This window comes from Pseudomonas sp. PS01298 (genome assembly GCF_029959745.1).
Lineage (GTDB): Bacteria > Pseudomonadota > Gammaproteobacteria > Pseudomonadales > Pseudomonadaceae > Aquipseudomonas > Aquipseudomonas aylmerensis.
On the sequence record NZ_JASCPP010000066.1, the window covers coordinates 1 to 26,843 of the forward strand.

The 26,843-nt window shown below is 63.4% G+C and carries 13 protein-coding genes; 6 read left to right on the forward strand and 7 right to left on the reverse strand.

Annotation, left to right across the window (positions count from 1 at the left end):
• Together QMX97_RS20860 and ispC are read right to left on the reverse strand one after the other, a co-directional pair.
• Positions 1-12,817: non-ribosomal peptide synthase/polyketide synthase (locus QMX97_RS20860; protein ID WP_282397517.1), on the reverse strand; the 12,817-nt coding region annotated here is incomplete at its 3' end.
• Between the two features lie 118 nt (positions 12,818-12,935).
• Positions 12,936-14,117, reverse strand: a complete 1,182-nt coding sequence (gene ispC, locus QMX97_RS20865) for a 1-deoxy-D-xylulose-5-phosphate reductoisomerase (RefSeq protein ID WP_282397518.1) — start codon at positions 14,115-14,117, stop codon at positions 12,936-12,938.
• Between the two features lie 284 nt (positions 14,118-14,401).
• Between ispC and QMX97_RS20870 the strand changes: the two genes are divergently transcribed.
• The 5 genes from QMX97_RS20870 to QMX97_RS20890 are packed head-to-tail and all read left to right on the forward strand — an operon-like array spanning position 14,402 to position 20,348.
• Positions 14,402-15,277, forward strand: coding sequence for a terpene synthase family protein (locus tag QMX97_RS20870; RefSeq protein ID WP_282397519.1), 876 nt, complete (start codon positions 14,402-14,404; stop codon positions 15,275-15,277).
• Positions 15,278-15,289: 12 nt separating this feature from the next.
• Complete coding sequence (dxs, locus tag QMX97_RS20875; RefSeq protein WP_282397520.1) at positions 15,290-17,110, forward strand: 1-deoxy-D-xylulose-5-phosphate synthase; 1,821 nt, start codon at positions 15,290-15,292, stop codon at positions 17,108-17,110.
• 2 nt (positions 17,111-17,112) lie between these two features.
• Positions 17,113-18,042, forward strand: a complete 930-nt coding sequence (gene ispH, locus QMX97_RS20880) for a 4-hydroxy-3-methylbut-2-enyl diphosphate reductase (RefSeq protein WP_282397521.1) — start codon at positions 17,113-17,115, stop codon at positions 18,040-18,042.
• A gap of 18 nt (positions 18,043-18,060) precedes the next feature.
• Complete coding sequence (gene ispG, locus QMX97_RS20885) at positions 18,061-19,356, forward strand: flavodoxin-dependent (E)-4-hydroxy-3-methylbut-2-enyl-diphosphate synthase (RefSeq protein WP_282397522.1); 1,296 nt, start codon at positions 18,061-18,063, stop codon at positions 19,354-19,356.
• A 23-nt stretch (positions 19,357-19,379) separates the two neighbouring features.
• Positions 19,380-20,348, forward strand: coding sequence for a hypothetical protein (locus QMX97_RS20890; RefSeq protein ID WP_282397523.1), 969 nt, complete (start codon positions 19,380-19,382; stop codon positions 20,346-20,348).
• Between the two features lie 18 nt (positions 20,349-20,366).
• On the opposite strand, the gene QMX97_RS20895 is transcribed toward QMX97_RS20890, so the two are convergent.
• Positions 20,367-21,350 carry a polyprenyl synthetase family protein gene (locus tag QMX97_RS20895; RefSeq protein WP_282397524.1) on the reverse strand — a complete coding sequence of 328 codons (984 nt, stop codon included), beginning with the start codon at positions 21,348-21,350 and terminating at the stop codon, positions 20,367-20,369.
• Positions 21,351-21,491: 141 nt separating this feature from the next.
• Positions 21,492-22,679: an MFS transporter gene (locus QMX97_RS20900; RefSeq protein WP_282397525.1), complete on the reverse strand. Its 1,188-nt coding sequence runs from the start codon at positions 22,677-22,679 to the stop codon at positions 21,492-21,494.
• A 142-nt stretch (positions 22,680-22,821) separates the two neighbouring features.
• On the opposite strand from QMX97_RS20900, the gene QMX97_RS20905 reads away from it, so the two are divergent.
• Complete coding sequence (locus tag QMX97_RS20905) at positions 22,822-23,397, forward strand: TetR/AcrR family transcriptional regulator (protein ID WP_282397526.1); 576 nt, start codon at positions 22,822-22,824, stop codon at positions 23,395-23,397.
• 6 nt (positions 23,398-23,403) lie between these two features.
• Here the strand turns inward: QMX97_RS20905 and QMX97_RS20910 are convergent, their stop codons facing one another.
• The 3 genes from QMX97_RS20910 to QMX97_RS20920 all read right to left on the reverse strand — a co-directional run bounded on the left by QMX97_RS20910 (position 23,404) and on the right by QMX97_RS20920 (position 26,836).
• Positions 23,404-24,759: an MATE family efflux transporter gene (locus QMX97_RS20910; protein ID WP_282397527.1), complete on the reverse strand. Its 1,356-nt coding sequence runs from the start codon at positions 24,757-24,759 to the stop codon at positions 23,404-23,406.
• 70 nt (positions 24,760-24,829) lie between these two features.
• On the reverse strand, positions 24,830-25,789 hold the full coding sequence (locus QMX97_RS20915) for an AAA family ATPase (protein WP_106804307.1): 960 nt from the start codon (positions 25,787-25,789) through the stop codon (positions 24,830-24,832).
• 3 nt (positions 25,790-25,792) lie between these two features.
• The gene (locus QMX97_RS20920) at positions 25,793-26,836 is read right to left on the reverse strand and encodes an aliphatic amidase (RefSeq protein WP_282397528.1); all 1,044 of its coding nucleotides are present in this window, start codon (positions 26,834-26,836) and stop codon (positions 25,793-25,795) included.
• Positions 26,837-26,843: the final 7 nt, after the last annotated feature.

Genomic DNA, 26,843 nt, shown 5'->3' on the forward strand with positions numbered 1-26,843 from the left:
GTTCGCAATCGGCCGGCGAGGTTTCATAACGCTCGCCGGTGGCGATGATGTGCGCCACCAACGGGCCGTGGGACACCGCCACGCCCTTGGGCATGCCGGTGGAGCCGGAGGTGTAGATCACGTAGGCGAGGTTGTCGCCGTCCAGCTTCACATCGGGCGCCGCGTCGCTGAACCCCGCCCACTCCTCAGTGCGATCAATCGCCAGGCTGGTCAATCCTGCCGGGATCGGCAGTTGCTGCAACGCGCGGCTGTCGGTGAGCAGCAGTTGCGCGCGGCTGTCCTGCATCATGTACAGCAGGCGGTCGCGGGGGTATTCGATATCCAGCGGCACATACACGCCGCCGGCTTTCATCACCGCAAGGAACGCCACCATGATCTCGGCACTGCGCGGCATGGCGATGGCCACGCGCACTTCCGGGCCGACACCACGGGCGATCAGCGCATGGGCGAGGCGGTTGGCCTGGCGATCCAGCTCGCCGTAGCTCAGGGTTTGTGCATCGAACTTGACCGCCACCGCCGCAGGATTTTCCTGCGCACGCTCGGCAACCAACTCGTGCACCAGGCGCTGGGCCGAGAAGCCGGCGTCGGTCTGGTCCCACAGCTGCAGGATGTGCCGTTGCTCATCAGCACCCAGCAGGTTGAGTTGGCCGACAGTCTGCTGCTGATCGGCAACCATCGCCTGCAACAGGTTCTGCCAGTGGCCAGCCATGCGTTCGATGGTCGCCGGGGCGAACAGGTCTGTCGCGTAGCTCAGGGATGCACGCAGCGCGGCCTGACTTTCTTCTACGTCCAGCGCCAGGTCGAACTGGGCGACGCCTTCATCCCAACCGAGTACTTCGACGTCGAGCTCGGTCAAGCCCTGCAGATGCAGGCCGGCAGAGGTCACACGGTGGTTGAAGAGCACCTGGAACAACGGGCTCAGGCTCATGCTGCGCTCAGGTTGCAGGGCTTCGACCAGTTGTTCGAACGGCAGGTCCTGATGGGCCTGGGCCTCAAGGGAACGCTGACGCGCCTGCTGCAACAACTGCTCGACGCTCATTTGCCCATGGATGTCGGCCTTGAGCACCTGGGTGTTGACGAAGAAGCCGATCAGCCCTTCGGTTTCCAAACGGTTGCGGTTGGCAATCGGCACGCCGACGCGCACATCTTCCTGGCCACTGTAGCGGTGCAGCAAGGCCTGGTAGGACGCCAGCAACACCATCGGCAAGGTCACCCCGGCGTCGCGCGCCAGGTTGCGCAAACCGCCCAGCAGCGCGGCCGGCAGCTCAATCCCCAGGCGCGCCCCGCGATGGCTTTGCACGGCCGGGCGTTGGTAGTCGAACGGTAATTCCAGCACCGGCTGCACGCCGCCCAGCAAACCTTGCCAGTACGCCAGCTGACGCGCCTTTTCTCCGGCCTCCATCCAGTGGCGCTGCCACACGGCGTAGTCGGCGTACTGGATCGGCAACGCCGGCAGGTCCGGCGTCTGCCCCTGGCTGAAGGCCGCGTAGAGCTGCACCAGCTCTTCGACCATCAGCTGCATCGACCAGCCATCGGAGACGATATGGTGCTGCACCAGCACCAGCACGTGGTCGTCCTTGGCCAGGCGCAGCAGTTTGACCCGCAGCAACGGCCCGCGCAGCAGGTCGAACGGCTGTGCGACCTCGGCGGCGACCTGCGCCTTGAGCCCGGCTTCATCGGTGTCGGCCAGCTCGATGTCGATCAGGCCCGAGTCTTCGATGACCTGCACCGTGGCCGCCGCGTCCTGGCGCAGATGAGTGCGCAGGCTTTCATGACGGGCGAGCAAGGTGTCGAAACTGCGTTGCAGTGCCGCCTGGTCCAGCGTGCCCTTTAAACGCAAGGCGCTGGGGATATGGTACGCGGCGCTGTGCGGGTCCAGTTGCCAGAGGAACCATTGGCGCTCCTGGGCATAGGACAGCGGCAGCGGTTGGTCGCGATCAACCTTGAGCAACGCCGGCGCAGCCACGCGCTCTTCGCCCAGGGACGCGACAAAGTCACCCAGCAAGGGGTGTTCGAACAGGCACTTGAGCGCCACTTCCAGCGCCAGCGCCTGGCGGACCCGCGACACCACCCGCGTGGCCAGCAGCGAATGCCCGCCCAGCTCGAAGAAGTGGTCGTCGAGGCCGACCTGCGGTACATCCAGCACGTCGGCCCAGATCGCCGCGACCTGTTTTTCGCGCTCGGAGACCGGTGCCACATGGCCTTTGCGCCACAGGCTTGCATCGACCTTCGGCAATGCCTTGCGGTCGAGCTTGCCGTTGGGGGTCAGGGGCAGGCTGTCGAGGAACATCAGGTGTGCCGGCACCATGTAGTCCGGCAGGCGCTCGCGCAAGGCGGCTTGGTACGCCTGCGGGGCCTGCGCCGCCGAGCTGACCAGGTAAGCGATCAAGCGGTCGTCGTCGGCCAGCACCACGGCTTCGCGCACGCCAGGCTGCTCGCGCAGGCAGGCTTCGATTTCGCCGAGTTCGATACGGAAACCGCGCACCTTGACCTGGTGGTCGACCCGGCCGATGTATTCGACCACGCCGTCGTCACGGTAGCGCGCCAGGTCGCCGGTACGGTACAGGCGTTCGCCCGGTGCACCGTAGGGGTTGGGCACGAACCGCTCGGCCGTCAGCGCTGGCCGCGCGTGGTAACCGCGTGCCAGGCCGACACCGCCGATCAGCAGTTCGCCGGATGCACCCAACGGGCATGGCGTGAGCCCGGCGTTGAGGATGAACAAGGTGGTATTGGCGATGGGACGCCCGACAAAAGGCTGCGCCTGCGACAAACGATGGGCCGCCGACCAGATCGTGGTTTCGGTGGGGCCATACAGGTTCCACACCGGACCTTGCAGGTCGAGCATGCGTTGGGCCAGATCGGCCGGCAGGGCTTCGCCGCCGCACAGGGCCTTGATGCCGCGCAACTGATCGGCACGCGGGCTTTCCAGCAGCATGCGCCAGGTCGACGGCGTGGCTTGCAGCACGTTGGCGGACTGGCTGTGCGCCAGGTCGAGAATGGCCTCCGGGTCGAGGGCCATCGCCTGATCGCTCAACAGCACCGTGGCACCGACCGTCAGTGGCACGTACAGCTCCAGGGCGAAGATATCGAACGAGAACGTGGTCAGCGACAGCACCCGCGCCTGCGCACCCATGTCCAACGTCGTAGCCATGCCGCAGGTAAAGCTGCACAGCGCCTGGTGCCGCACCATCACGCCCTTGGGTTTGCCGGTGGAACCGGAGGTGTAGATCACGTACGCCAAGTGCTCCGGCGTGACGCTGACCTGCGGGTTGTGGTCGTCGGCATCGACATCGTCGACCAGCAGCACCTGCAGGCCCTGCGGTTGCGCCAGGCGCCCGATCAGGTGCGACTGGGTCAGCAGCACCCGTGCGCGGCTGTCCTCAAGCATGAAGGCCAGGCGATCCGCCGGGAACTGCGGGTCGAGCGGCACATAGGCGCCACCGGCCTTGAGGGTCGCCAACAGGCCGACCACCATGTCCAGGGAGCGCTCCACATGCACGGCAACCAACACGTCCGGGCCGACACCCGCCGCGATCAAGCGATGAGCCAGGCGGTTGGCGCGGCGATTGAGCGCGGCGTAGCTCAGGGCTTGGTCGTTGAAATGCAGCGCGATGGCCTGCGGATGCGCCAGCGCCTGCGCTTCGAACAATTGCTGCACACAGCGCTCGCGCGCAAATTCGACGGCGGTGTGGTTCCACGTTTCGAGCAGTTGCCGGGATTGCGGCGCACTGAGCATCGCCAGCTCATCCAGGGCCTGAGCGGCATCGCGTACCACGGCGTGCAGCAGGTTCTGCCAGTGACCGGCCATGCGCTGCAGGGTCGCGGCGTCGAACAGGTCGGTGGCGTAGGTCAGGGAGGCCCACAGGCCGTCGGCGGACTCTTCGGTCTCCAGGTTGAGGTCGAACTGGGTGGTATGGCCGGCCCAGTCCACCGGTTGCAGGTCCAGGCCGGGCAGTTGCACCGCGCCCTGGCGCAGGTTGTCCTGATGGTTGAACATCACCTGGAACAGCGGGTTATGGCTGAGGCTGCGCTCCGGCTGCAGGGCTTCTACCAGTTGTTCGAACGGCAAGTCCTGATGGGCCTGGGCGTCCAGGGCACGTTGCTTGACCTGGGCCAGCAACTGGTCAAAGCGCATCTGCCCGTGCAGGTCGGCCTTGAGCACCTGGGTGTTGACGAAAAAGCCGATCAGGCGTTCGGTTTCAAGGCGGTTGCGGTTGGCAATCGGCACGCCGACACGGATCTCGGACTGGCCGCTGTAGCGGTGCAGCAGAGTCTGGAACGAGGCGAGCAGCAACATGAACAGGGTCACGTCCTGACGCTGGGCGAGTGCCTTCAGTTCGGCGACCAGGCGGGTGTCGAGCTGGATCTGCTGGCGCGCACCGCGGTGGCTTTGCACCGCTGGGCGCGGGTGGTCCAGGGGCAATTCCAGCAGCGGATGCTCGGTACCCAGGTGCGTGCACCAGTAATCGAGTTGACGCTGGGTCTCCCCGCCCGCCATCCAGTCGCGCTGCCACACGGCATAGTCGGCGTACTGCAGCGCCAGGGCCGGCAACCGGGCGTGGCCCTGATACAGCGCGACCAGTTCGTCGACCATCACTTGCATCGACCAGCCATCGGAGATGATGTGGTGCTGGGTGATGACCAGCACATGGTGCTCGGCGTCGATCTGCAGCAGTGCGACGCGCATCAGCGGGCCGTTGACCAGGTCGAACGGGCGCTGGATCTCCTGCGCCACGGTGTGTTCGATATCCGGCGCCTCGACGCGCTGGCGCTCGATGGCAATCGCCAGGTCCGGGTGAATGACCTGCCAGGTGTGCTCGCCCCTCTCCACAAACGTGGTGCGCAACGGCTCATGACGTTGCACCAGCGCCTGGAAGGCGTTTTCCAGCGCGGCACTGTCCAGTCGACCGCGCAAGTGCAAGGCGGCGGGCACGTGGTAGGCCGCGCTGCGCGGGTCCAGTTGCCAGAGGAACCATTGGCGCTCCTGGGCGAAGGACAGCGCCAGCGGCTGCTCACGCCCGACCGCCAGCATCGCCGGCACCGTGGCAACACGGGTGCCCAGTGCCGCGACGAAATCTGCCAGCACCGGCTGCTCGAACACGCTCTTGAGTGCCACCTCGATGCCCAGGCCATGCCGCACGCGGGACACCATCTGCGTGGCGAGCAACGAGTGCCCACCCCTCTCGAAGAAGTGATCGTTGAGCCCTACCCGCTCGGCGCCCAGCACCTGGGCCCAGATCGCCGCGACCTGTTGCTGCACCTCGGTAACCGGTGCCAGCCAATCGACCCGCGCCTGGTTGGCATCCGGCTTGGGCAGCGCGGCGCGGTCCAGCTTGCCGTTGGGGCTCAGCGGCAGGTGCGCGAGCAACAGCAGGTGCGCCGGCACCATGTAGTCCGGCAGCTCCGCGCGCAGCGTGGCCTTGAGCTGAGTGAGCAACTCGGCTTGCTGGGCCTCGTCCAGTGCGTGGCTGGCGACGATGTAGCCCACCAACTGGTTATCGGCGGCGACCACCAATGCTTCGCGCACGCTGGGTTGGGCCAGCAGGCGCGCTTCGATTTCGTTCAATTCGATACGGAAACCGCGCACCTTGACCTGGTGGTCGATACGGCCCACGTACTCGATCATGCCGTCGGCGCGATAGCGCGCCAGGTCGCCGGTGCGGTACAGGCGCCCGCCACCGTCGGTGCAGAACGGATCGGGAATGAAGCGATGCGCCGTCAGGTCGGGACGGTTGAAGTAACCGCGCGCCAGCAATGGCCCACCGATCACCAGTTCGCCCGCGACACCCACCGGCACCGGGTTGAGGTTGGCGTCCAGCAGGTAAATGGCGCGGCCATCGAGCACCCGCCCGATCGGCATCATCGATGGCAGGGCTTCGCGGCCATCGACGTAGGCGGCACAGTCCAGTGCCGTGGCGGTCACCGTGGCCTCGGTCGGGCCGTAGGTGTTGAGCAGGCGTACAGGCTGCAGGCCGGCTTCGCGCCAGGCGCTGAGGCCTTCCGGCGGCATGGCTTCGCCACCGATGTGCAGTTGGCGCAGACGGCCGTAGTCGCGGGGGCCACGGTCGGCAAAATCACGCACCAGCAGCAGCCAGTAGGCGGTGGTCAGGTCGACCACGGAGATATCGTGGTCGAGCAGTTGTTGGTAGAAGGTGTCGCTGTCCCACAGGTCGCCACCGCGTACCACCACCGCTGCGCCGCAGCACAGCGCCGGGTACAGCTGCTCGACGAAACCGTCGAAGTTGAAGGTGCCGAACTGCAGCACACGGTCATGCGGCTGCAGCGCAAACAGTTCGCTGAACACCTCCACATGCCGCGCCAGGGACGCCAGGTCGATGCCCACGCCTTTCGGCCGGCCCGTGGAGCCGGAGGTGAACATCACGTAGGCAAGGTTCGCCGGCTGTGCCCGTGGCAACAGGTTTTGCGCGCTGTAGTCGCTCAACCAATCGCGCCGGTCTTCCAGGCAGACCAGGCTCAGGTTGGCTGTGATCGGCAATTGGTCCAGCAGCGGCTGTTGGGTCAGCAGCAACTGCAGGCCGCTGTCCTCGATCATGCATTGCAGGCGCTCGGCCGGATACTTGGGGTCCAGCGGCACATAGGCACCGCCCGCCTTGAGCACCGCCAGCAGGCCGACGATCATGTCCAGGGAGCGGTCCACCGCCACCCCCACCAGGGTGTCGGCGGTCACGCCCAGTTCCACCAGGCGATGGGCCAGGCGGTTGGCGCGCGCATTCAGCTCGGCATAGCTCATGCGCTGTTGATCGAGGATCAGCGCGATGGCATGCGGCTGAGTTGCCGCCTGCTGTTCAAAGCGCTGCAATACGCTCGCCTGGGCCGGTTGGGCGGCGTGAGGCGGGTTCCACTCGGTGAGTACGCGCTGGTGTTCAGCGGCCAACAGCAGCGGGATCGCGCCTAACGCCTGCCCGGGCGCATCGACAAACTGCTGCAACAGCCCTTGCAGATACGCCGCGATGTGTTGCACGGCGTCGGTGGCAAGGTCCGCGCACAGGTACTCCAGGTGCAGGCTCAAACGCTGCCCCCCGTGCACGGTGAGGGTCAGCGGGTAGTTGGTGCGTTCCTGATGACGCACGTGACTGAAACGCAGGCCGCCCTCGCCCGCTTGCTCCAGGCTCTTGGCGACGGGGAAGTTCTCGAACACCACCAGGGTGTCGAACAGCGCTTCGCCGGCCGACCCGGCCCAGCGCTGGATATCGAACAGCGGCGTGTGCTCGTGCTCGCGCATTTCCAGGTTGAGCGCCTGGACCGTTCGCACCCAGTCGCTGACGGATTGCGCCGGATTGGCCGCTGCGATCAGCGGCAAGGTATTGATGAACAGGCCGACTTGCTGCTCGACATTCGCCAACTGCGCCGGACGCCCGGATACCGTGACACCGCAGGCGACGCTGGATTGACCGGTGTAGCGCTGCAGCAGCAACAGCCACGCCGACTGCACCAGGGTGTTGAGGGTCACTTGGTGGGCACGCGCGAAATCAGCCAGGCGCCGGGTCTGGGCCTCATCCAGTTCACAGAGGATTTCAGCGTATTCACTGCCGTGGGGTGCTGCGGTCTTGGCCACGCTGCGCGCCAGGTGCGTAGGTTCGTCGAGCTGCGCCAGGCGTTCGCGCCAGAAGGTCTCGCCGATGGCCGGGTCCTGTTGTTGCAGCCAGGCGATATGCTGGGAAAACGCCGCGCCCACCGGCGGCAGTGCGTGGCCCTTGCAGGCTTGCAGCACTTCGTTGAGCACCAGGGCGTTGCTCCAGCCATCCATCAGGATGTGATGGCTGGTGTAGATCAAGTGCCAACGGTCCTCGGCGCTGCGCACCAATGCCACGCGCAGCAACGGCGGACGCGCCAACTCGAAGCCCTGGCGATGGTGATCGGCGGCCAATTCATCCAGCGCCGTGGCGAGGTCCTGACGCTCGCGCCAGTCATACTCGGCGAACGGCATGTCGACCTGGCGATACACCACCTGCAGCGCCTGGCCCTGGTCGTCCTGCCAGACAAAGCCGGTGCGCAGCATGTCGTGTCGTGCCAGCACCTGTGCCCAGGCGCGCTGGAATTGCGCCACATCGAGCCCCTGCACGTCGGCGCGCAATTGGCTGACGTAGACATCCTCTTCGCCCTGTTGATAGAGGCTGTGAAACAGCATGCCCTGTTGCATCGGCGACAACGGGTACAAGTCCTGCACCTCGCGTGCGGGCAGCGCCAGATCGTCCAGCTGGGATTGGGTCAGTCGGGCTAGGGTCACGTCGGCCGGTGTCAGGCCGCCCTGTTTCGGATCGACGCAATGGGCAATCAACGCCAACAGTTCATGCCGGTAATCGTCCACCAGGCCTTGAATGGTCGAGGCCTCGAACATCTGGTGGCTGAAGCCCCATTGCAGCGACAGCTCCCCGCCATACACCTGCCCTTCCACGGTCAGCCAGTTGGCCAATGGTGCTTCAGGGTCCTGGGCCTGGCCGCTGCCCTCGGGCGCCGGCACCAACAGCGCCGACTCATTGAACTGGCGGTCGAACTGGCCGAGGTAGTTGAAGGTGATGCGCGGCACGGCGAGTGCCGACAAGGCGTCGCGCGCAGCAGGCGTGCCCAGGTAGCGCAACAGGCCGTAGCCAATGCCTTTATCCGGCACCGCACGCAGTTGCTCCTTGACCGATTTGATTGCACTCGACAACTCACCACCCGCCTGCAGGCGCACCGGGAACAGGCTGGTGAACCAGCCGACGGTGCGGGTCAGGTCGACGCTGTCGAAGAGGTCTTCACGGCCATGCCCTTCGAGCTGGATCAGCGCAGCGGGCTGCTCGCTCCAACGGCTGATCACCCGCGCCAATGCTGTCAGCAGCAGGTCGTTGACCTGGGTGCGATAGGCCGCCGGGGCGTCCTGCAGGAGTTGGCGCGTCTGTTCGGCACTGAGGCGGATTTCGAGTTTGCTGCCCACGCGGTTTTGCAGGCCGCCCTGCGGGTTGTCGCAGGGCAAGTCGGCGTCCGCGGTCTGTGCCTGCCAGTAAGACAGCTGGTGATCGAGGGTCTGTGCATGGGCCTGCAACTGCTGCGCCCACACTTGGTAGGCGCTGGTCTTGGCCGGCAGCGGCGCGGCGCCGTAGGCGTGTTGCAGGTCTTCCAGCAGGATGCGCCAGGACACGCCGTCCACTACCAGGTGATGGATCACCAGCAGCAGGCGCTGGGTGCCGTCGCCCATGCTGACCAGCACGGCGCGCAGCAGCGGGCCGTGTTCAAGGTCGAGGCTGCGTTGGGCCTCGTCGCAGAGGGCAGCCAGTTCGGTTTCATCGCCAGCGCGAGATTGCCACAGCGCCGGGTCGGTGATCGGCGCGGCATGGGCTTGCTGCCAGCCCTCGGCCTGCTGCACAAAGCACAGGCGCAGCGCATCGTGATGGTTGATCACCTGGGTCAACGCCGCCTCAACGCGCGCCGGCTCCATGGTTTCGCGCGGGGTCAGCAGCAGCGACTGGTTCCAATGCTGGCGCGCCGGGATCGCCTGCTCGAAAAAGCTGTGCTGCACGGGCGTGAGGATTACCTCGCCACTGACGGGCCCCTGGTCGATGACCGTCGCGTGCTCGACGCTCGCCACCAGCGCCAGGCTGCGCACGCTCTGGTACTGGAACAGGTCGCGCGGGCTGAGACGAATCCCGGCCTGGCGCGCTCGGCTGACCACTTGGATGGAGATGATCGAATCGCCGCCCAGCTCGAAAAAGTTGTCATCCAGACCGACATGCTCGACCCCGAGCACATCGCTCCAGACGGCAGCCAGGGCTTGCTGCACAGGGTTTTCCGGGGCGGCATAAGCCTGCTGCGCGGCAGCATCCGGCACCGGCAGCGCCTTGCGGTCCAGCTTGCCGTTGGCAGTCACCGGCAACTGGGCCAGGTGGACCATATGCGTCGGCACCATGTACTCCGGCAGACTGCCGAGCAGCCAGGCCTTGAGGTCGCTGGGCGCCTCGCCTTCCAGCACCAGGTAAGCCACCAGTTGCTTGCCGCCCTGCACCAGCACGACGGCCTCACGCACGCCAGGGTGTTGCAGCAGGCGTGTCTCGATTTCACCCAGCTCGATGCGCAGGCCGCGCAGCTTGACCTGATGATCGAGGCGGCCGAGGTATTCAATCACGCCGTCGGCCCGTTGGCGCACACGGTCGCCGGTGCGGTACAGGCGTGCGCCATCGCCAAACGGACTCGGCACAAAACGCTCGGCGGTCAATGCCGGTCGCCGGTGATAACTGCGCGCCAGCCCGGTGCCGCCCAGGTACAACTCGCCGCATACACCGGCAGGGACCGGGTTGAGCTGGGCGTCGAGTACGTAGGTGCCGAGGTTGGCAATCGGGCGGCCGATGGGCACGCTGTCGGCACCTTCGTCGACGCAGGTCCAGTGGGTCACGTCGATGGCCGCTTCGGTGGGGCCATACAGGTTGAACAGACCGGCATGCGGCAGCTTGGCGAACACCTGGACCTGTGCGTCCAGCGGCAAGGCTTCACCGCTGCAGACGATGCGCTTGAGGCCGGTGCAGGCCTGCACGCCCGGTTCATGGATGAATGCCTGGAGCATCGACGGCACGAAGTGCAAGGTGGTGATCGCGTGCCGGCCGATGGTCTCGATCAAACGTGCGGGCTCGCGATGCTCACCCGGAGCAGCCACCACCAGGCGCGCACCGGTCATCAGCGGCCAGAAGAACTCCCAGACCGACACGTCAAAGCTGAACGGGGTTTTCTGCAGCACCGCATCAGTGGCCCCCAGCCCGTAGGCCTGCTGCATCCAGCCCATGCGGTTGACCAACGCTCGATGGCTGTTGCCGGCCCCCTTGGGCTTGCCGGTGGAACCGGAGGTGTAGATAACGTAGGCGAGGTTCAAGGCGTGGATGGCCACGCCGGGCGATTCGCTGCTGTAGCCGTCGAGCCATAGCGCAGGTTGGTCCAGGGCAATCACGCGGATACCGGCGGCGGGCAGCGATGCCAGCAGGCGCTGCTGGCTGAGCAGCAACTGAATGCCGCTGTCTTCGATCATGTAGGCCAGGCGTTCCTGCGGGTATTCGGGGTCGAGCGGCACGTAGGCGCCGCCGGCCTTGAGAATCGCCAGCAGGCCGACCACCATCTCGATCGAGCGCTCGACGCAGATCCCCACCAACACATCGGGGCCGACGCCCTGCTCGCGCAAGGCATGCGCGAGCCGGTTGGCGCGGGCGTCGAGTTCGGCGTAGGTCAGCGTGGTCGTGCCGAACACCAGCGCCGGCGCGTCGGGGGTAGCCTGCACCTGGTCTTCGATCAGCTGATGGATGCCGCGCTCGGTCGGGTAGGTTGCGGCGGTGTTATTCCAGGCGTGCACCAGGATCTGTTGCTCATCGGCAGCCAGCATCGGCAATTCGCCGATGCGCTGCTCGCCATCGGTGACCATCGCCTGCAGCAGGCGGGTCCAGTGGCGGGCCATGCGCTCGATGGACGGCGCGTCGAACAGGTCGTTGGCGTAGGTCAAGGCGGCGTGCAGGGTGCCGGACTTTTCATAGGTGTCGAGGGTCAGGTCGAACTGGGTGGTGCGCCCCTGCCACTCCACCAAGGCCAGTTCCAGGCCGGAGGCGGTGCTGACCGAGGCGATGTCGGCCACCACCGGCTGGTGGTTGTACATCACCTGGAACAAGGGGGTATGGCTCAGGCTGCGCTCGATCTTGAGGGCTTCCACCAGGCGTTCGAAAGGCAACTCCTGATGCGCCTGGGCGCCCAGGGCATGCTCCTTGATGCCTTGCAGCAGCTCGGTGACGCGGGTTTGCCCGGTGAGTTCGGTGCGCAGGACCTGGGTGTTGACGAAGAAGCCGATCAGCCCTTCGACTTCAGTGCGGTTACGGTTGGCAATCGGCACGCCGACGCGGATATCACCCTGACCGGTGTAGCGATGCAGGAGCACATTGAACGCGCCGAGCAACAGCATGAACAAGGTGACGTTGTGTTTTTGCGCACAACTGCGCAGTTGCGCGGCGAGCGCCGGGTCAATCGCGAAGTTATGCCGCGTGCCCTGGTAGCTGGGCATGGCCGGGCGGGCGTGGTCGGTCGGCAGTTCCAGCACCGGGTGCTCATCGCCCAGGCGCGCCTGCCAGTACTCCAGCTGGCGGGCCTGCTCCCCGGCTTCCAGCCAGCGGCGTTGCCACAGGGCATAGTCGCTGTACTGGATCGGCAGTGCCAGCAACTGCGGCACCTCGTTGCGCTCATGGGCGTCGTAGCAGCGGATGAACTCGTCGATCAGCACGTTCATCGACCAGCCGTCGGAGACGATGTGGTGCAGGGTCAGCAGCAGCACGTGTTCCTGCGCATCAAGCTTGAGCAGTTGCACACGCAGCAGCGGGCCGTGCTCCAGGTCGAACGGCAGCAGCGACTGGTGGGTCGCCGCTTCATTGACGGCCTGCTCGCGTTCGGCGACGGCCAGCGTGCTCAGGTCCAGCTGTTCGATGGCCAGTGACGGCTGCACCGCCACCTGCAACAGGCGCTCATCGGCCTGGCGCTGGAACACGGTGCGCAGGGTTTCATGGCGCGCGACCAGGCTGGCAAACGCCTGCTGCATCGCGTCCAGGTTCAACGCACCCTTGAGCCGCACCGCGCCCGGCAGGTTGTAGGCGCCGCTGCCCGGGTCCAACTGCCACAGGAACCACATGCGTTGCTGCGCGTAGGACAGCGCATCGCGATCCTCTACCTCGACCCCGGCCGGAATCGGAAACCGCGAAAAATCCACTCCTTCTTTCTGCAGTGCCTGCAGGAATAGCTGGCGCTTTTCCAGGGGCAACCCGATAAACCGGCGAGCAAGTTTCAAGGAGTCTTCAGCATTCATTTCTTGGAGTCCGGAGCAATAGGCAGGAAGCACAAAGGCACGTCGTCCCTATAAAACGAACCGCAAAGGGAAAAATTAGCGAGGGGATGGGAGGCGACCCGGTGGGCTGACCGGGCCTCTAGGTATTGAGACGGCGCAGGTGCACCGCCTCACGTGCCAACCGGCGTGCCTGTTGATCCAACGCAAGAATATCGTCCAGGCTACAGCCTCCCGGCAGCTCTATACGCTGCAAGGTCTGCTCGATGACGGACGGAATATGCGTGTAGCGTATCCGTTTTCCTAAAAATGCCTCGACCGCCACTTCATTCGCCGCGTTCAGCGCGGCACTGGCCTGAGTGCCTGCAGCCAAGGCTTGCAAGGCCAGGCCAAGACAGGGAAAGCGTTGCACGTCTGGGTGTTCGAATGTCAGCCCGCCGACCTTGGTCAAGTCCAGAGGCAGGACGCCAGACTCGATCCGCAGTGGGTAGGCCAGGGCATGCGCGACCGGCATTCGCATGTCGGGGTTGCCGAGTTGCGCCATCACTGATTGATCGCGAAAGACCACCATGGAATGCACCACGCTTTGTGGATGAATCAAGGCTTCAATGCGATCGGCAGGCAGGTTGAACAACCAATGGGCCTCAATGATCTCCAGGCCCTTGTTCATCATGGTCGCGCAATCCACGGAAATCTTGCGCCCCATGGACCAGTTAGGATGGGCGCAGGCCTGGTCGGGGGTCACTTCGTGCAAGCTATCGACCGGCCGATCCCTGAATGGCCCGCCGGAAGCCGTGAGTATCAAGCGGTCAACGCCGTCAAGTGCTCCCTGGCAACCCTGCAGGCATTGAAAGATCGCATTGTGCTCACTGTCCAACGGAATCACGGTGGCCCCGGCGCTGGCAGCCGTTTCGATAAACAAGGCGCCCGACATGACCAATGCTTCCTTGTTGGCCAGGAGGATTTTCTTGCCCGCCCGCGCGGCGCTCAAGGTAGGCAATAAACCCGCGCCTCCGACAATGGCCGCGACGACCGTCTCACAGGTAGATTCCCGAGCTGCGGCACACAGCGCGTCCTCACCACACAGCACTTCTGTGGGCACATTGGCCGCCAACAAATGAGCCTGCAGTTCGATGGCGTGCTGCGGTTCGCTGACCACCGCTATCGCGGGCCGAAATTGCAGGCACTGTCGGTACAATTTTTCGATGCGCCTATGCGCCGTAAGACCTTGTACCTGGAATGCCTCGGGGTGACGCGCGACTACATCCAGAACACTGTCGCCGACCGACCCGGTAGAACCGAGAACGAGCAGGCGCTGCCTCATGATGACGGTATCCTCTTCGCAAAAACCTGATGGAAACAAGCGTAGCAACTGAACCTGTACTTATTCGTCATGCGTCCATATTGACTGGCGATAAAATGCCAAGCATTTACTTATAAATAGCGCGAATATGATTTTTCTCTAGCTCCGCCATTCCAAATAAAACTATTCATATAGTTTGCACGCCAGCGTAAAACTCATACATTAATCTCTCGCACTCTTTACTGCTGCCAAGCTGTTTGGTCCGTCGTACTTGTCCAATGGCATAGACCTGATGGAATCTTGCCATGAACGCGCCGAGACGACTGCAGATCCCTATTTTCCACTGGCCGTGGCCAGCCCGCTGCTCACCCCATGCGCGGTTATTGGACCAGCCTGTGACCGGCTGGGTTGACGACGTAGTATTTGATCAGCCACATCCGCCTGCCCCGCAAACGCTCGCTGCCGTGACTGCGATCTTTGATGTCCTGGAACAGGCGGCGGCGAGCACTACCACGTTTTTTGCCGAGCCTGCCTGGCGCGACGTCTGCCGCCAATTCAAACAGTTCCTTGGGGTCAAGCGCCTGCAGCATTTTTCCCATGGCATCCGCATGATGTATGGCAGTACCGCCTTGTTGTTAGTTGGGTATTTACATGCGCTGCCGCTGAGTGTTTCGCACTATGAAACGCTGCGCCGCTACCGTATCGGCCTTATTCCAAGCTTTGAGTTATCAGGCATTCGTGCCGATCTACAGCTTCGCGATCGCGATCGCTATTCGCCCGCCGTGCAGCAATTGAACGCCCATGCCAACAACATCATTAGTTGGAGTAATGATAGGTACAGCCTGGGTGACGAACTGGAACAACGAGGACGTTATGAAAATATCGTTATCGCCTATGCCAGCCAAGGTTGCACATTGCAAGAGGCGATCTCGCGTGTGTCCGATCGAATGCGCAATGAGTTTGCCCACTTCAGCGCCCTGTGCACGTTACTCTCCCAACGCAATAGCGCACCGTTGAACGCCTATATGAGGGACCTGCAAACCTGGATCGTGGGCCATCAACTCTGGATGCAAGATGATACCGCGCGTTACTTGACGACATTGACCAACAATGCGTGGGACCACTATGCGGTGGATTTTGAATACCCTCCTCCGCCCCTCGTAAACGTCAGCAACTTATAGCGGGGCTCCATTATGTTCGAACTCCTCGGCTCCCTCGACAGCCCGGCCCGCCTGCGCACTTTACATTCCGCTGCCTTGGGGCCATTAGCGGACGAACTGCGGGCGTTCATCCTGCACAGCGTAAGCACGACGGGCGGCCATCTTTCAGCCAACCTTGGCACCGTCGAACTGACCATCGCCCTGCACTATGTGTTCAACACGCCACATGACCGCATCATCTGGGACGTCGGCCACCAGGCCTATGCACACAAGATTCTCACCGGGCGCCGCGAGGAGATGGGCGGGATTCGTCAGTTAGGCGGCATTTCGGGATTTCCGCGCCGCTGTGAGTCGACCTATGACTGTTTCGGCACCGCGCACTCGAGTACCTCGATCTCGGCCGCCCTGGGCATGGCATTGGCCGCTCGCAACCTGGCACAGCGACGCCACTGCATCGCAGTGATCGGCGACGGTGCGCTCAGCGGCGGCATGGCCTTCGAGGCGCTGAACAATGCGGGCCTGTACGGCAACTTGCCGTTCCTGGTGATTCTCAACGACAACGACATGTCGATCTCTCCCTCGGTGGGTATGTTACGTGAGCATCTGGGTGCCTTGACGTCACACCAGGTCAGTCGCGATGCCAGCCTGTTCAAGGCGATGGGCCTGGCCTACAGCGGGCCAATCGACGGGCATGACCTGGGTGAGTTGGTGCGGGCACTGAATATCGTCAAGGACCGACGCGGGCCGCAGCTGCTGCATATCGTCACCGAAAAAGGCCACGGCTACTCACCCGCCGCCGCCAACCCGGTGCTGTACCACGGGCCGGGCAAATTTGATCCTATCGAAGGTATTCGCGCCGCCCCTGCCGGTGCGCTCACTTATACCCAGGTGTTCGGGCAATGGCTGGCGGACGAAGCCGAGCGCGACCCACGGGTGATTGCGATCACGCCAGCCATGCGCGAAGGCTCAGGGCTCGTCGCGTTCGAGCAGCGGTTTGCCGAGCGTTATTTCGATGTCGGGATCGCCGAGCAGCACGCCCTGACCTTTGCTGCCGGCCTCGCAGCCGGAGGCATGAAGCCGGTGGTGGCCATCTACTCGACCTTCCTGCAACGCGGTTATGACCAACTGATCCATGACATTGCCCTGCAGCAACTGCCAGTGGTATTCGCCATCGACCGCGCCGGAATTGTCGGGGCCGATGGGGCGACCCACATGGGCGCCTTCGATATCGCCTATTTGCGCTGCATCCCTCATCTCATCGTAATGGCGCCGGCTGACGAGCAGGAATGTCGGCAGATGCTGCACACCGCCATACAGCAGCCAGGTCCGTGCGCGGTGCGTTATCCACGAGGCTCGGGCAGCGGTATCGTTCCTTCATCCGAGCTGACCGAACTCGCGGTGGGTAAAGGCGAGATCCGCCGCGTCTGCAGGCAACCCTGCGGGACACGCGTCGCCATCCTGGCTTTCGGCTCAATGACGCAAAGGGCGATGGAAGCCGCAGAGCTGCTCGACGTCACAGTGGCGAACATGCGCTTTATCAAACCCCTGGATCGCCACCTGATCCAGACGCTTGCACTTGAACATGACTGGTTGGTGACGGTTGAAGAAGGCTGCATCATGGGCGGTGCAGGCTCGGCCTGCCTGGAATACCTGGCCAGCCAAAATCTGCACCCTGCGCTGCTGCAACTGGGCTTGCCCGACCAATTTGTCGAACACGGCACGCCCGAGCAGCTACTGAGCCAATGCGGCCTCGACGCTGCGGGCATCGTCCGTTCAATCCACCAATTCGCCGACGAGCGACAACTGGGCTGCCCATCCCCCAGCGCGGCCACGGCCTACCAGGCGAGTGCGTGAACATGAACATCATCCTGGCTCAATCAAGGGGTTTCTGTGCCGGCGTCGTGCGGGCCATCGACACGGTCGAGCAAGCCTTGGCGCAATTCGGCGTACCGGTCTACGTGCGTCATGAAATCGTGCATAACCGCCATGTGGTACAGACACTGCGCGATCAGGGTGCAATCTTCGTCGACGAACTGGACCAGGTGCCGCTCGGCGCCGTGACCATTTTCAGCGCACACGGGGTGACGCGTGAAGTGGAAGACCAGGCTTCAGACCGTCACCTTCGTGTGCTCGACGCGACTTGCCCGTTGGTGAGCAAAGTCCATCACCATGGGCGCCATTACGCCGCGAAAGGCCATCAACTGATCCTCATCGGCGAGCCCGGGCACCCGGAAGTCATTGGCATCCTGGGCCAGGTTGATACACCGATCACGCTGATCCAGACCGTTGAACAGGTCCAGGCCCTGACGTTTGCGACCGACACTCCCCTGGCCTATCTCACCCAAACCACCTTGAGTGTCGATGACACCCGTCACGTGATCGCAGCCCTGACGCAGCGCTATCCCCACATTATCGGTCCCTCCAGCCGCGACATCTGCTATGCCGTACAGAACCGACAGCAGGCGGTGCGTGAGCTGTGTACCCAGGTAGATAGGTTGCTGGTGGTGGGCAGCGCCAACAGCGCAAACGCCGTGACCTTGCGCAAACTGGCCAGCGACAGTGGTACGCCCAGCTACCTGGTGGCCGACGGCAGTGACGTGGATATTCGCTGGTTTACGCCACACATGACCGTCGGAATCAGCGCCGGCGCGTCAACGCCAGAGGCTTCGGTACAGGACGTTATTGCAGCCCTGGCACGGATCGCCCCGCTGCACATTCAGACGCTGGCGGGCCGTGAGGAGCGTGTGCAGTTTCAACCGCCCCTCGGGTTGATTGCCCGGCAATAAGCCAAAGGAGCCTGCGCCATGAACACCCCCATTGCGCGGCGCATCACGCGCCAGGTACACGTCGGGACTGTGCGCCTGGGCGGCGACGCGCCGATTGTGATCCAAGCCATGACCAATACGGATACTGCCGACGCCGAGGCGACGGCGACCCAGGTGGAGAGCCTGGCGCGGGCCGGCGCGGAACTGGTACGTATCACCGTCAACAGCCACGAAGCCGCCGCACAGGTGGCGAACATCCGCGAACGACTGGACCGACGCATGATCGACGTGCCCTTGGTGGGCGACTTTCATTTCAATGGCCATCGCCTGCTCGCCACTTACCCCGAATGTGCCCAGGCCCTGGCCAAATACCGGATCAACCCCGGCAATGTCGGCAAGGGCGCACGCCGCGATGAACAGTTCTGCCAGATGATCGAGGTCGCCTGTCGCTACAACAAACCGGTGCGCATCGGGGTCAACTGGGGCAGCCTCGACCCTGACCTGCTGGCGCGCATGATGGATGCCAATGCTGTCCTCCCCGCGCCATTGGCGGCCGATGCGGTGATGCGCGAGGCGCTGGTGGTCTCGGCGCTGGACAATGCCCAACGGGCCATCGAGGTCGGGTTACCGACGGACCATATCGTGTTATCGGCCAAGGTCAGCCATGTGCAGGACCTGATAGCGGTTTACCGCAACCTGGCAGCGCGCTGCGATTTCCCCCTGCACCTGGGGCTGACCGAAGCCGGGATGGGTTCCAAAGGCATCGTCGCGTCAACGGCTGCCCTGGCCGTGCTGCTGCAGGAAGGCATCGGCGACACCCTGCGAATTTCCCTCACCCCGGATCCCGGCGGCGAGCGCGCCAAAGAAGTCCAGGTGGCCCAGCAGATCCTGCAAACCATGGGCTTGCGCGCCTTTACTCCGCAGGTGGTGGCGTGCCCGGGCTGCGGGCGTACCACCAGCGTGTTCTTCCAGGCGCTGGCGCAGCGAATCGAAGGCTTCCTGAGGGAGCAAACGCCGCACTGGCGCGCAAGCTACCCCGGCGTCGAGCAAATGCAGGTCGCGGTCATGGGCTGTGTGGTGAACGGTCCCGGGGAAAGCCAGTTGGCGGACATCGGCATCTCATTACCCGGCGCCGGAGAGCATCCTTCGGCGCCCGTGTATATGGACGGCAAACGGGTGATGACACTCAAAGGGCAGACCATCGCCGAAGACTTTATCCGCCTGCTGGACGCCTACGTCGCGGCACGCTACGGCCACCAACCAGAGGCGCAGCTCACGCTCAGCGCGCTGATAGACGGCGATCCGGCACAGGTGCAGAGCCTGACCCTGCCGTAAACCCTGAACCTGAGGACACCGCAATGCCGGACTCGCCCCTGATCGTCCCGAAGCTGCATTGCCCTGAGCCCACACGCGTCGATGAACAGCTCGCGCGACAGGTCGACGACTTGCTGCTGCCCTGGATAGACCGGATGGGTATTTTTACAGGCCAAATGGCAAAGGTCCACGCAACCGGTTTCGGACGCTTCGCCATGCTTTGCCATCCCGATACGGACGCCCCCGAACGATTACTGCTGGTCGCCCAAGCCTTCGCTGCGCTGATCTCGCTGGACGATCAGTACTGTTACGACGAATTGAGCGGCACCGTCCCGCAGCCGCTGGGGCCGCGCCTGTTATTGGCCCTGGCGGCGGTAGAGCCTGTCCGCTTGACTGCCCCCTACAGTGCGACGCTGGCACACGCCCTGGCGTCGGACGCCGTCACGCGAGCGCTGCAAGATTGCATGGTTCATCTGGTATCACTGGCGAGCCCCTCCCAGGCAGCCCGTGTCCGGTATGAACTGGCAGTCCTGTTCGTGGCGATGAATGCTGAAGCCACGTGGCGCACCGCACAGGTGCCCACGCTTACCTGGGAGTATCTCGTGCAGCGCCAGGGCAACAGCTTTATGCCGTTCACGGCACTGATAGATGTGGTAGCGGGCTATGAATTGAACGCCAATATCTATGCCAGCGCACCGGTGCGCCAAATCATCACCTTGGTGTCCTGCGCGGCGACTCTGGTCAACGACCTGTATTCAACGGCCAGGGAACAAGTGACCGGCGAAGCGTTTAATCTGCCGACCTTGTTGGCGGACGAGCACCACTGCTCTCTTCAGGACGCCATGTGCATGGCCGCGATGATCCATGATGACCTCGTGCGAACCTACGAGGCTCAAGAGTACAAGCTGCTCAAAGACGCCTCGCCCGCGCTGAAGCGTTTTTTGCGCGGGCTCAAGGCGTGGATGGCAGGGAGTCGGGAATGGCATCAACGCAGCGGCCGCTATCAGGTATGAGAGTCGATGGCGATCGCCCTACGCAACCAGGGTCAGATAATAGTTGTCCTTGAGGTCTTGCTTGAATTCAAGGCGCTGCAACAATGCCTTGAACCGGCGGGCCTGCCCCAAGGTTTCGCCCTGCGCGGCTTGATAACGCGCGATTTGATTGTCCACCTCGTCCATATCGCTCAGCATTTTCTGGAACGTGTCGTCCATCTCCTGCAACGCCTGGTCAAATACCCCCTGCTGACCATAGGCACGGATGATTTCGCGCTTTTCTTCGTCAGAACGAATGCGTTTGGCCAGGGTCTTGCCCGCCAGCAGCATCAGATAGGATTTGGGGCCGCTGTCGAGATCCGGCGCAAAGCCTTTTTTCTCGAACCAGGGTATATGGTTCATGTCGCAGTAGTCGTTTTGGAATCGGTAATACAGCGACAGCGTCAACAACAGCGAGCGCAGTGGCTGATACACGGCCATCGGCAGGGGCTTCAGAACCTGGAATGCATCCAGGATCAATAAAAACAAACAGCCGGTATTGGCTTCGGAAATAAGCCGGTATTCCTCCCGCGTCGGCAAGCGTTTGCCTGAATTGATTTTCACGTCCAGGCATTGGCCGATATGCATCCGTTCCAGACTTTCAAGGCCAACGCGGACCAGATCGACATTACGGGTTCCCGCCAAAGCCTGCAGGCCTGCCAGGTATCCGTACATGCCCGAGATCAGCGCAACCGGGATGCCAAACTTTACCCACGCCGCAGGGGCCCCTCTTCTGACCTCATCCTCATCGATAATATCGTCATGCATCAGGCAGGAGTCATTAAAGTTTTCCGCCACCGTCCATACGATAGCGACAATATCGCCACTGACCCCATACAGCTCTGCCAATGCCTCGGTCATTTCAATGCGAACTTTCTTGCCCGGCTGGTTTTCCTGGTAATCAAAGGGACGTTTCCACGCCGTTCGGGTTTCGGAATAAAGTTGACTCGCGAAAGACTCAGTACTCTCAGGAAGCTGTTTCATCACTCATCCTCACTTAAAAACGTTTAACCGCGCTTCCTGTCGGTTACTACTTCCTATCCACTGAGAATAGTCGACAAACAATGGATGGGTAACGTTGAGCACTCACCGTTTTATTGATTGATGCGGGCCGTTATCCACGTCTTATCGAATTGCGTGAACGTCTAGCCGCCGAAACCCCAACACCGCTGAGCCCAGCACCACCGCCCCCGCCGCCAGTGCCACCCAGAACCCACTGGCCGCGCCGGAGTGGTCGATCATCCAGCCGGAGCTGGCGGCGCCGATGGCCACGCCGATGCTCAGGCCGGTGATCAGCCAGGTCATGCCTTCGGTGAGGCGGCTGGGGGGGACGATTTGTTCTACCAGCGCCATGGACACAATCAGCGTCGGGGCGAAGAACAGACCGGAGATGAAGATTGCCACGGCAAGGCCGGGGATGTTGGTCACCAGCAGCAACGGCAAGGTGGTCAGCGCCGTGGCTACGCCGCAGTACAGGAACTGGCGGGGCAACGGCGCCTTGAGCTTGAGGGTACCGAACGCCAGCCCGGCCAGGCATGAGCCGATGGCATACACCGACAGCACGATACTCGCCGCCGCCGGCTGGCCCTGCTGTTGGGCGAAGGCCACGCTGACCACATCGACCACGCCGACAATCACGCCCATGGCCAGCAGCAGGATCATCAGGATCAATACCGAAGGCGACGCGATCAGCCAGCGGCCGTGATGATCGTGGTGTTCGTGTACCGGCGGTTCGGTCTCGCGCTGCAGCACGAACGTGGTAACGCCTACGGCCAGCAAGAGCGCCGCGACCAACGGCCCGGCTTCCGGGAACAGCACCACACTGAGGCCCACCGAAATCGGCGGGCCGATGATAAAGCACACCTCGTCAAGCACCGACTCCAGGGCAAACGCGGTTTGCAACTGGGGCTGGCCGCGGTACAACTCGGTCCAGCGTGCCCGCACCATCGCCGACATATTCGGCATGCAGCCGGCCAGGGCCGCGCACACGAACAGCGTCCAGTTCGGCGCCTGCAAGCGGGTGCACAGCAACAACAGCAGCAACGCCCCGCCACCGATCAACGCGGCGACCGGCAGCACCCGACCCTGGCTGTAGCGGTCGACCAGGCGCGACACCTGCGGCGCGCAAAACGCCGTCGCCAGGGCAAATATCGCCGCCACCGAGCCGGCCAGGCCGTAGCCGCCGTGCACCTGCGAGAGCATGGTGATCAGGCCGATGCCCGCCATTGACACCGGCATGCGCGCCAACATGCCCGCGAGTACAAAAGCCCGGGCGCCGGGGACCTGGAACAACTCGGCGTAGGGGTTTGCCATCCTGCTCTACCTCTTCCTGAATGCCCTGCAACTTGCTATCTGCAATGATCAAGGCAAAATACATACGGTGCGTATGTGACAAAGCATGCGTAACATACGCAGCGTACGTCAATCCTTCACTTGCCGATTGCGAGCCCAATCCATGAGCCGAGCCCGTGCTGAAATAATCGAAGACACCCGCGCCCGGCTGATCGCCAGCGCGCGCCTTGCCTTCGCCACCCAAGGCTACGCGAATACCTCGATGGACGACTTTACCGCCCGCGCGGGCCTGACGCGCGGGGCGTTGTATCACCACTTTGGCGATAAAAAGGGCCTGTTGGCGGCGGTCGTTGCCCAGCTCGACAGCGAGATGGACGCCCACTTGCAGCGCCTCAGTGACGAAGCTTCGGACCCCTGGTCGGGCTTTTGCGAACGCTGCCGCGCGTATTTGCGCATGGCCCAGGACGCGGAGATCCAGCGCATCGTACTGCAGGATGCGCCGGCCGTATTGGGTGACACCGGCTCCCAGCAGCACTGTGTGGAATCCCTGCGTCAACGGCTCGACGCCTTGATGCACAGCGGTGTGATCCCGCAGGCACCGAGCGCCGCGCTGGCGCAGTTGATCAATGGCAGCCTGGTCAACACCGCGCTGTGGATCGCCCGGGATGCACACCCGGGCGAGCGCCTCGAAGAAGGCCTGCAGAGCCTGGAACTGCTGTTGCGCGGCTTGAAGCAATAAACCGCGCTAGACCAGCCGCTTGATCTGCTTGTGCCGCCACACCAACCGGTAATACGCGGTCTGCAAGCCCAACATCGCCAGGTAGGTCACCGGAAACGCCATCCACACGCCTTCCAGCCCGAAGTGGGCGTTGAGCAGGTAGGCCATCGGCAACTCGACGCACAGCACGCAGAAAATCGAGATGACCACCGGCATCAGCACCACGCCGCTGGCGCGCATAATCCCGCCGATCACCGCCTGGAAACCGAATACCAGGATGCTCCACAACATGATGTGCAACAGGTGCTCGGCATTTGCCCGCGCCGCGTCGTCGGTGATGAACAAACCGAGCAACCAGTGCGACAGGACGTAACCCAGCACAATCAGGCCACCGGTGAGGCAGGTGTTGATCAGCAGCCCGGTGCGCAAGATCGGCCCGATACGCTCCAGGCGACCGGCGCCAATCGCCTGGGCACCGAGGATCGAGGCAGTGATGGCAATCGACAGCGCCGGGAACTGCACGTAGTTGACGATTTGCGTCACCGCGCCATAGGCCGCCGTCGCCTGCGAACCATGGCTGTTGACCAGGGCAAGAATGACCAACTCCGACAGCGATAACACCACCATCTGCAGGCCGGTAGGCAGGCCGATGCGCAGGACCTTGGCCAAAATCGCGCGGTCCAGGCGCAAGGCCGCCAGCAGTTCACGGTCCGGCGCCATCACGTGATGTTTATGCCGCAGGCGCAGGATCAGGAACAGCATCGCCGCGGCGTTGCCCACCAGGCCGGCGTACACCGCACTCTGGATGCCGAGGGGCGGCAGGCCGATCCAGCCGCGAATCAGCGCCGGGGTCAGCAGCAGGCCGACCAGGGTCGAGACCATCAGCGCCAACAACGGCGAGATCGTGTCGCTGACCCCGCGCAACAGCTGGGTGTACAGGATGAACACCAGCAACAGCGGCATGATCAACATCATCATCTGGGCGTAGCCCACCGCGTCGTCGAGCACATCCACCGGGGTGCCCAAGGCTTGCAACGCCGGGCGGGCGAACAGGCTGCCCAGCACCGCCGCGACCAGCCCCACCAACGCGCCCAGCGTCAGGGTGGCACCGGTGATCGCCTTGACCATGCCGGTTTCCTGGGCGCCCCAGGCCTGGCCAATCAATACGGAGGCGCCCGCCCCCAGGCCAATCACCAGGGCAATGAAGAAGAACACGATGGGGAACATCCCCGACACCGCCGCCAGCGCCTGGGTGCCGAGCATTTGCCCGACATAGATACCATTGAGCGTGCCGGAAAAACTCTGCAGGAAGTTGGACAGCACCATCGGTGCCAGAAAGATCAGGTAGACCTGCCACAGCGGGCGTTGCATGGGGCTTTGCATGAAAAACGGGGCCTCGAAGAGCGAAAGCGTCCGAGGGTTATACCGTAATTGGATCCCAGCTTCCCGTGGTTTATCCGCCGCTGCACGCAACCACCAGGCAACCCTGGTGAAGCGTCGCATGCAGGTGCCGGGCTTCGCCGCGCAATACACACTCGGCAATCGCCGGCTCCAATTCGACACGCAGCCTGCGCGCCAATGCCCGCGCGCCAAAACGCACATCATGCTCGCGACACAACCACGCCCGCGCCTGTGCATCCACGCTCAGTGAGCGCTGCTGCGCCGCGAGGCGTTGATTGAGTTTGTTCAACTCCACGTCCAGCAAAGCCTCCAACCACTGGGCGTCGATGGGCTCGAACACCAGGATGCGGTCGATGCGATTGAGAAACTCCGGCTCGAAATGCCCGTGCAGTGCCTCTTCGAGCACCGCCGCCTCGCCACGCGCAAACACCCGCAGCACCCGCCGCCAGCCCTGGGCAAAGCGCTGGCGATGCCGGCGCGCCTGTTGCGCGCCGATGTTGCTGGTCATGAAGATCAGGCTGTTGCGAAAGTCCAGGGTGCGCGTGCCGCCGGCCAGGGTCAGCTGGCCGTTTTCGAGAATGCCGAGCAGGCTGCGCACGACTTCCTGGCTGGCCTTTTCCAATTCGTCGAACAGCACGATGCCGGGTCGACTGTAGGTGCCCTGAATCAATTCACTGTTGAACAGGCTGATGCCTTCCTTGCTACCCACATAGCCCGGCGGTGCGCCAGTCAGTGCGGCGGCGTAATGCTCCTGGGCCAGGGTGTGCATGTCGATGCGGCAAAAACCGTCGGCGCGCCCGTGCAGCGCCTGGGCCAGCAGGCGCACGATTTCGGTCTTGCCGACCCCGGTCGGCCCCATGAACAGGTTGACGCTGAGCGGCCGGTCACGCTCGCCGATGTCGGCCTTGACCACCTTGAGCAAGCTTTCCACCTGGGCCAGCGCCGCCTGCTGGCCGACGATCCGGCTGCGCAGCAACGTCATGACCTGGGCCGGTTCGAAGGTAAAACGCATGCCCTACCCCTGCGTCTGCTCTTTACCGCCATGGGGCAATTGCCCCACCGGGCATTCGGCGACACCCACCGTGCCGCGGGTGATTTTCTCCACGTTCTCCTGGGCTTTTTGCGCGTCCAGCACCCAGGTGCGGTAGAACTCGAACGGGCAGTCGGCCACGCCCTTGTCGCCATCGCCCGAGGCGTGCATGCCGGTGTAGCCGCGGTGCAACAGCTTGAACAGGTGGTTCTGCGACTGGTCATTGGCCCGCGCATCGCGGATCTGCGAAACCGACAGCTGGGCGTACTGGATGCCCATCTCCTCCTCGCCGCACTCGCCCAGGGTGCGCCCGTCGAAACCGATGATCGCCGAGTGGCCGAAGTACGAATACACCCCGTCGAACCCTGCCGCATTCGCCACCGCCACATAGCAGTTGTTGGCCCAGGCCATGCTCTTGGACATCTGCACCTGTTGCTCCTTGGCCGGGTACATATAGCCCTGGCAACGCACGATCAACTCCGCGCCCTTCATTGCACAATCGCGCCAGATCTCCGGGTAGTTGCCGTCGTCGCAGATGATCAGGCTGATCTGCATGCCCTTGGGGCCTTCGCACACATAAGTGCGATCGCCCGGATACCAGCCCTCGATGGGGCACCAGGGAATGCACTTGCGATAGCGCTGCACGATCTCGCCGAGATTATTGATCAGCACGAGGGTGTTGTAGGGCGCCTTGTGCGGATGCTCCTCGTGGCGCTCGCCGGTCAGAGAGAACACGCCCCAGGTGTTGGCCTGGCGGCACGCCGCCGAGAAAATCGCGGTCTCCTCACCGGGGATGCTTGCGGCGGTAGCCATCATCTCGTCGTGGTCGTACATGATGCCCATGGTGCTGTATTCCGGGAACACCACCAGGTCCATGCCCGGCAGGCCCTGTTTCATGCCGACAATGATGTCGGCGATCTTCCTGGCGTTGTCGATGACGTCGGCCTTGCTGTGCAGGCGCGGCATCTTGTAGTTCACCACCGCTACACCGACGGTGTCCGGGCTGCTGGAAATGTCGCCATGGCGCATTGCAACT

Bases quoted from the DNA above. Each gene is read 5' to 3' on its own strand.
- ispC (WP_282397518.1), bottom strand. From the start codon at position 14,117: ATGAGGCAGCGCCTGCTCGTTCTCGGTTCTACCGGGTCGGTCGGCGAC.
- QMX97_RS20870 (WP_282397519.1), top strand. From the start codon at position 14,402: ATGAACGCGCCGAGACGACTGCAGATCCCTATTTTCCACTGGCCGTGG.
- dxs (WP_282397520.1), top strand. From the start codon at position 15,290: ATGTTCGAACTCCTCGGCTCCCTCGACAGCCCGGCCCGCCTGCGCACT.
- ispH (WP_282397521.1), top strand. From the start codon at position 17,113: ATGAACATCATCCTGGCTCAATCAAGGGGTTTCTGTGCCGGCGTCGTG.
- ispG (WP_282397522.1), top strand. From the start codon at position 18,061: ATGAACACCCCCATTGCGCGGCGCATCACGCGCCAGGTACACGTCGGG.
- QMX97_RS20890 (WP_282397523.1), top strand. From the start codon at position 19,380: ATGCCGGACTCGCCCCTGATCGTCCCGAAGCTGCATTGCCCTGAGCCC.
- QMX97_RS20895 (WP_282397524.1), bottom strand. From the start codon at position 21,350: ATGAAACAGCTTCCTGAGAGTACTGAGTCTTTCGCGAGTCAACTTTAT.
- QMX97_RS20900 (WP_282397525.1), bottom strand. From the start codon at position 22,679: ATGGCAAACCCCTACGCCGAGTTGTTCCAGGTCCCCGGCGCCCGGGCT.
- QMX97_RS20905 (WP_282397526.1), top strand. From the start codon at position 22,822: ATGAGCCGAGCCCGTGCTGAAATAATCGAAGACACCCGCGCCCGGCTG.
- QMX97_RS20910 (WP_282397527.1), bottom strand. From the start codon at position 24,759: ATGCAAAGCCCCATGCAACGCCCGCTGTGGCAGGTCTACCTGATCTTT.
- QMX97_RS20915 (WP_106804307.1), bottom strand. From the start codon at position 25,789: ATGCGTTTTACCTTCGAACCGGCCCAGGTCATGACGTTGCTGCGCAGC.
- QMX97_RS20920 (WP_282397528.1), bottom strand. From the start codon at position 26,836: ATGCGCCATGGCGACATTTCCAGCAGCCCGGACACCGTCGGTGTAGCG.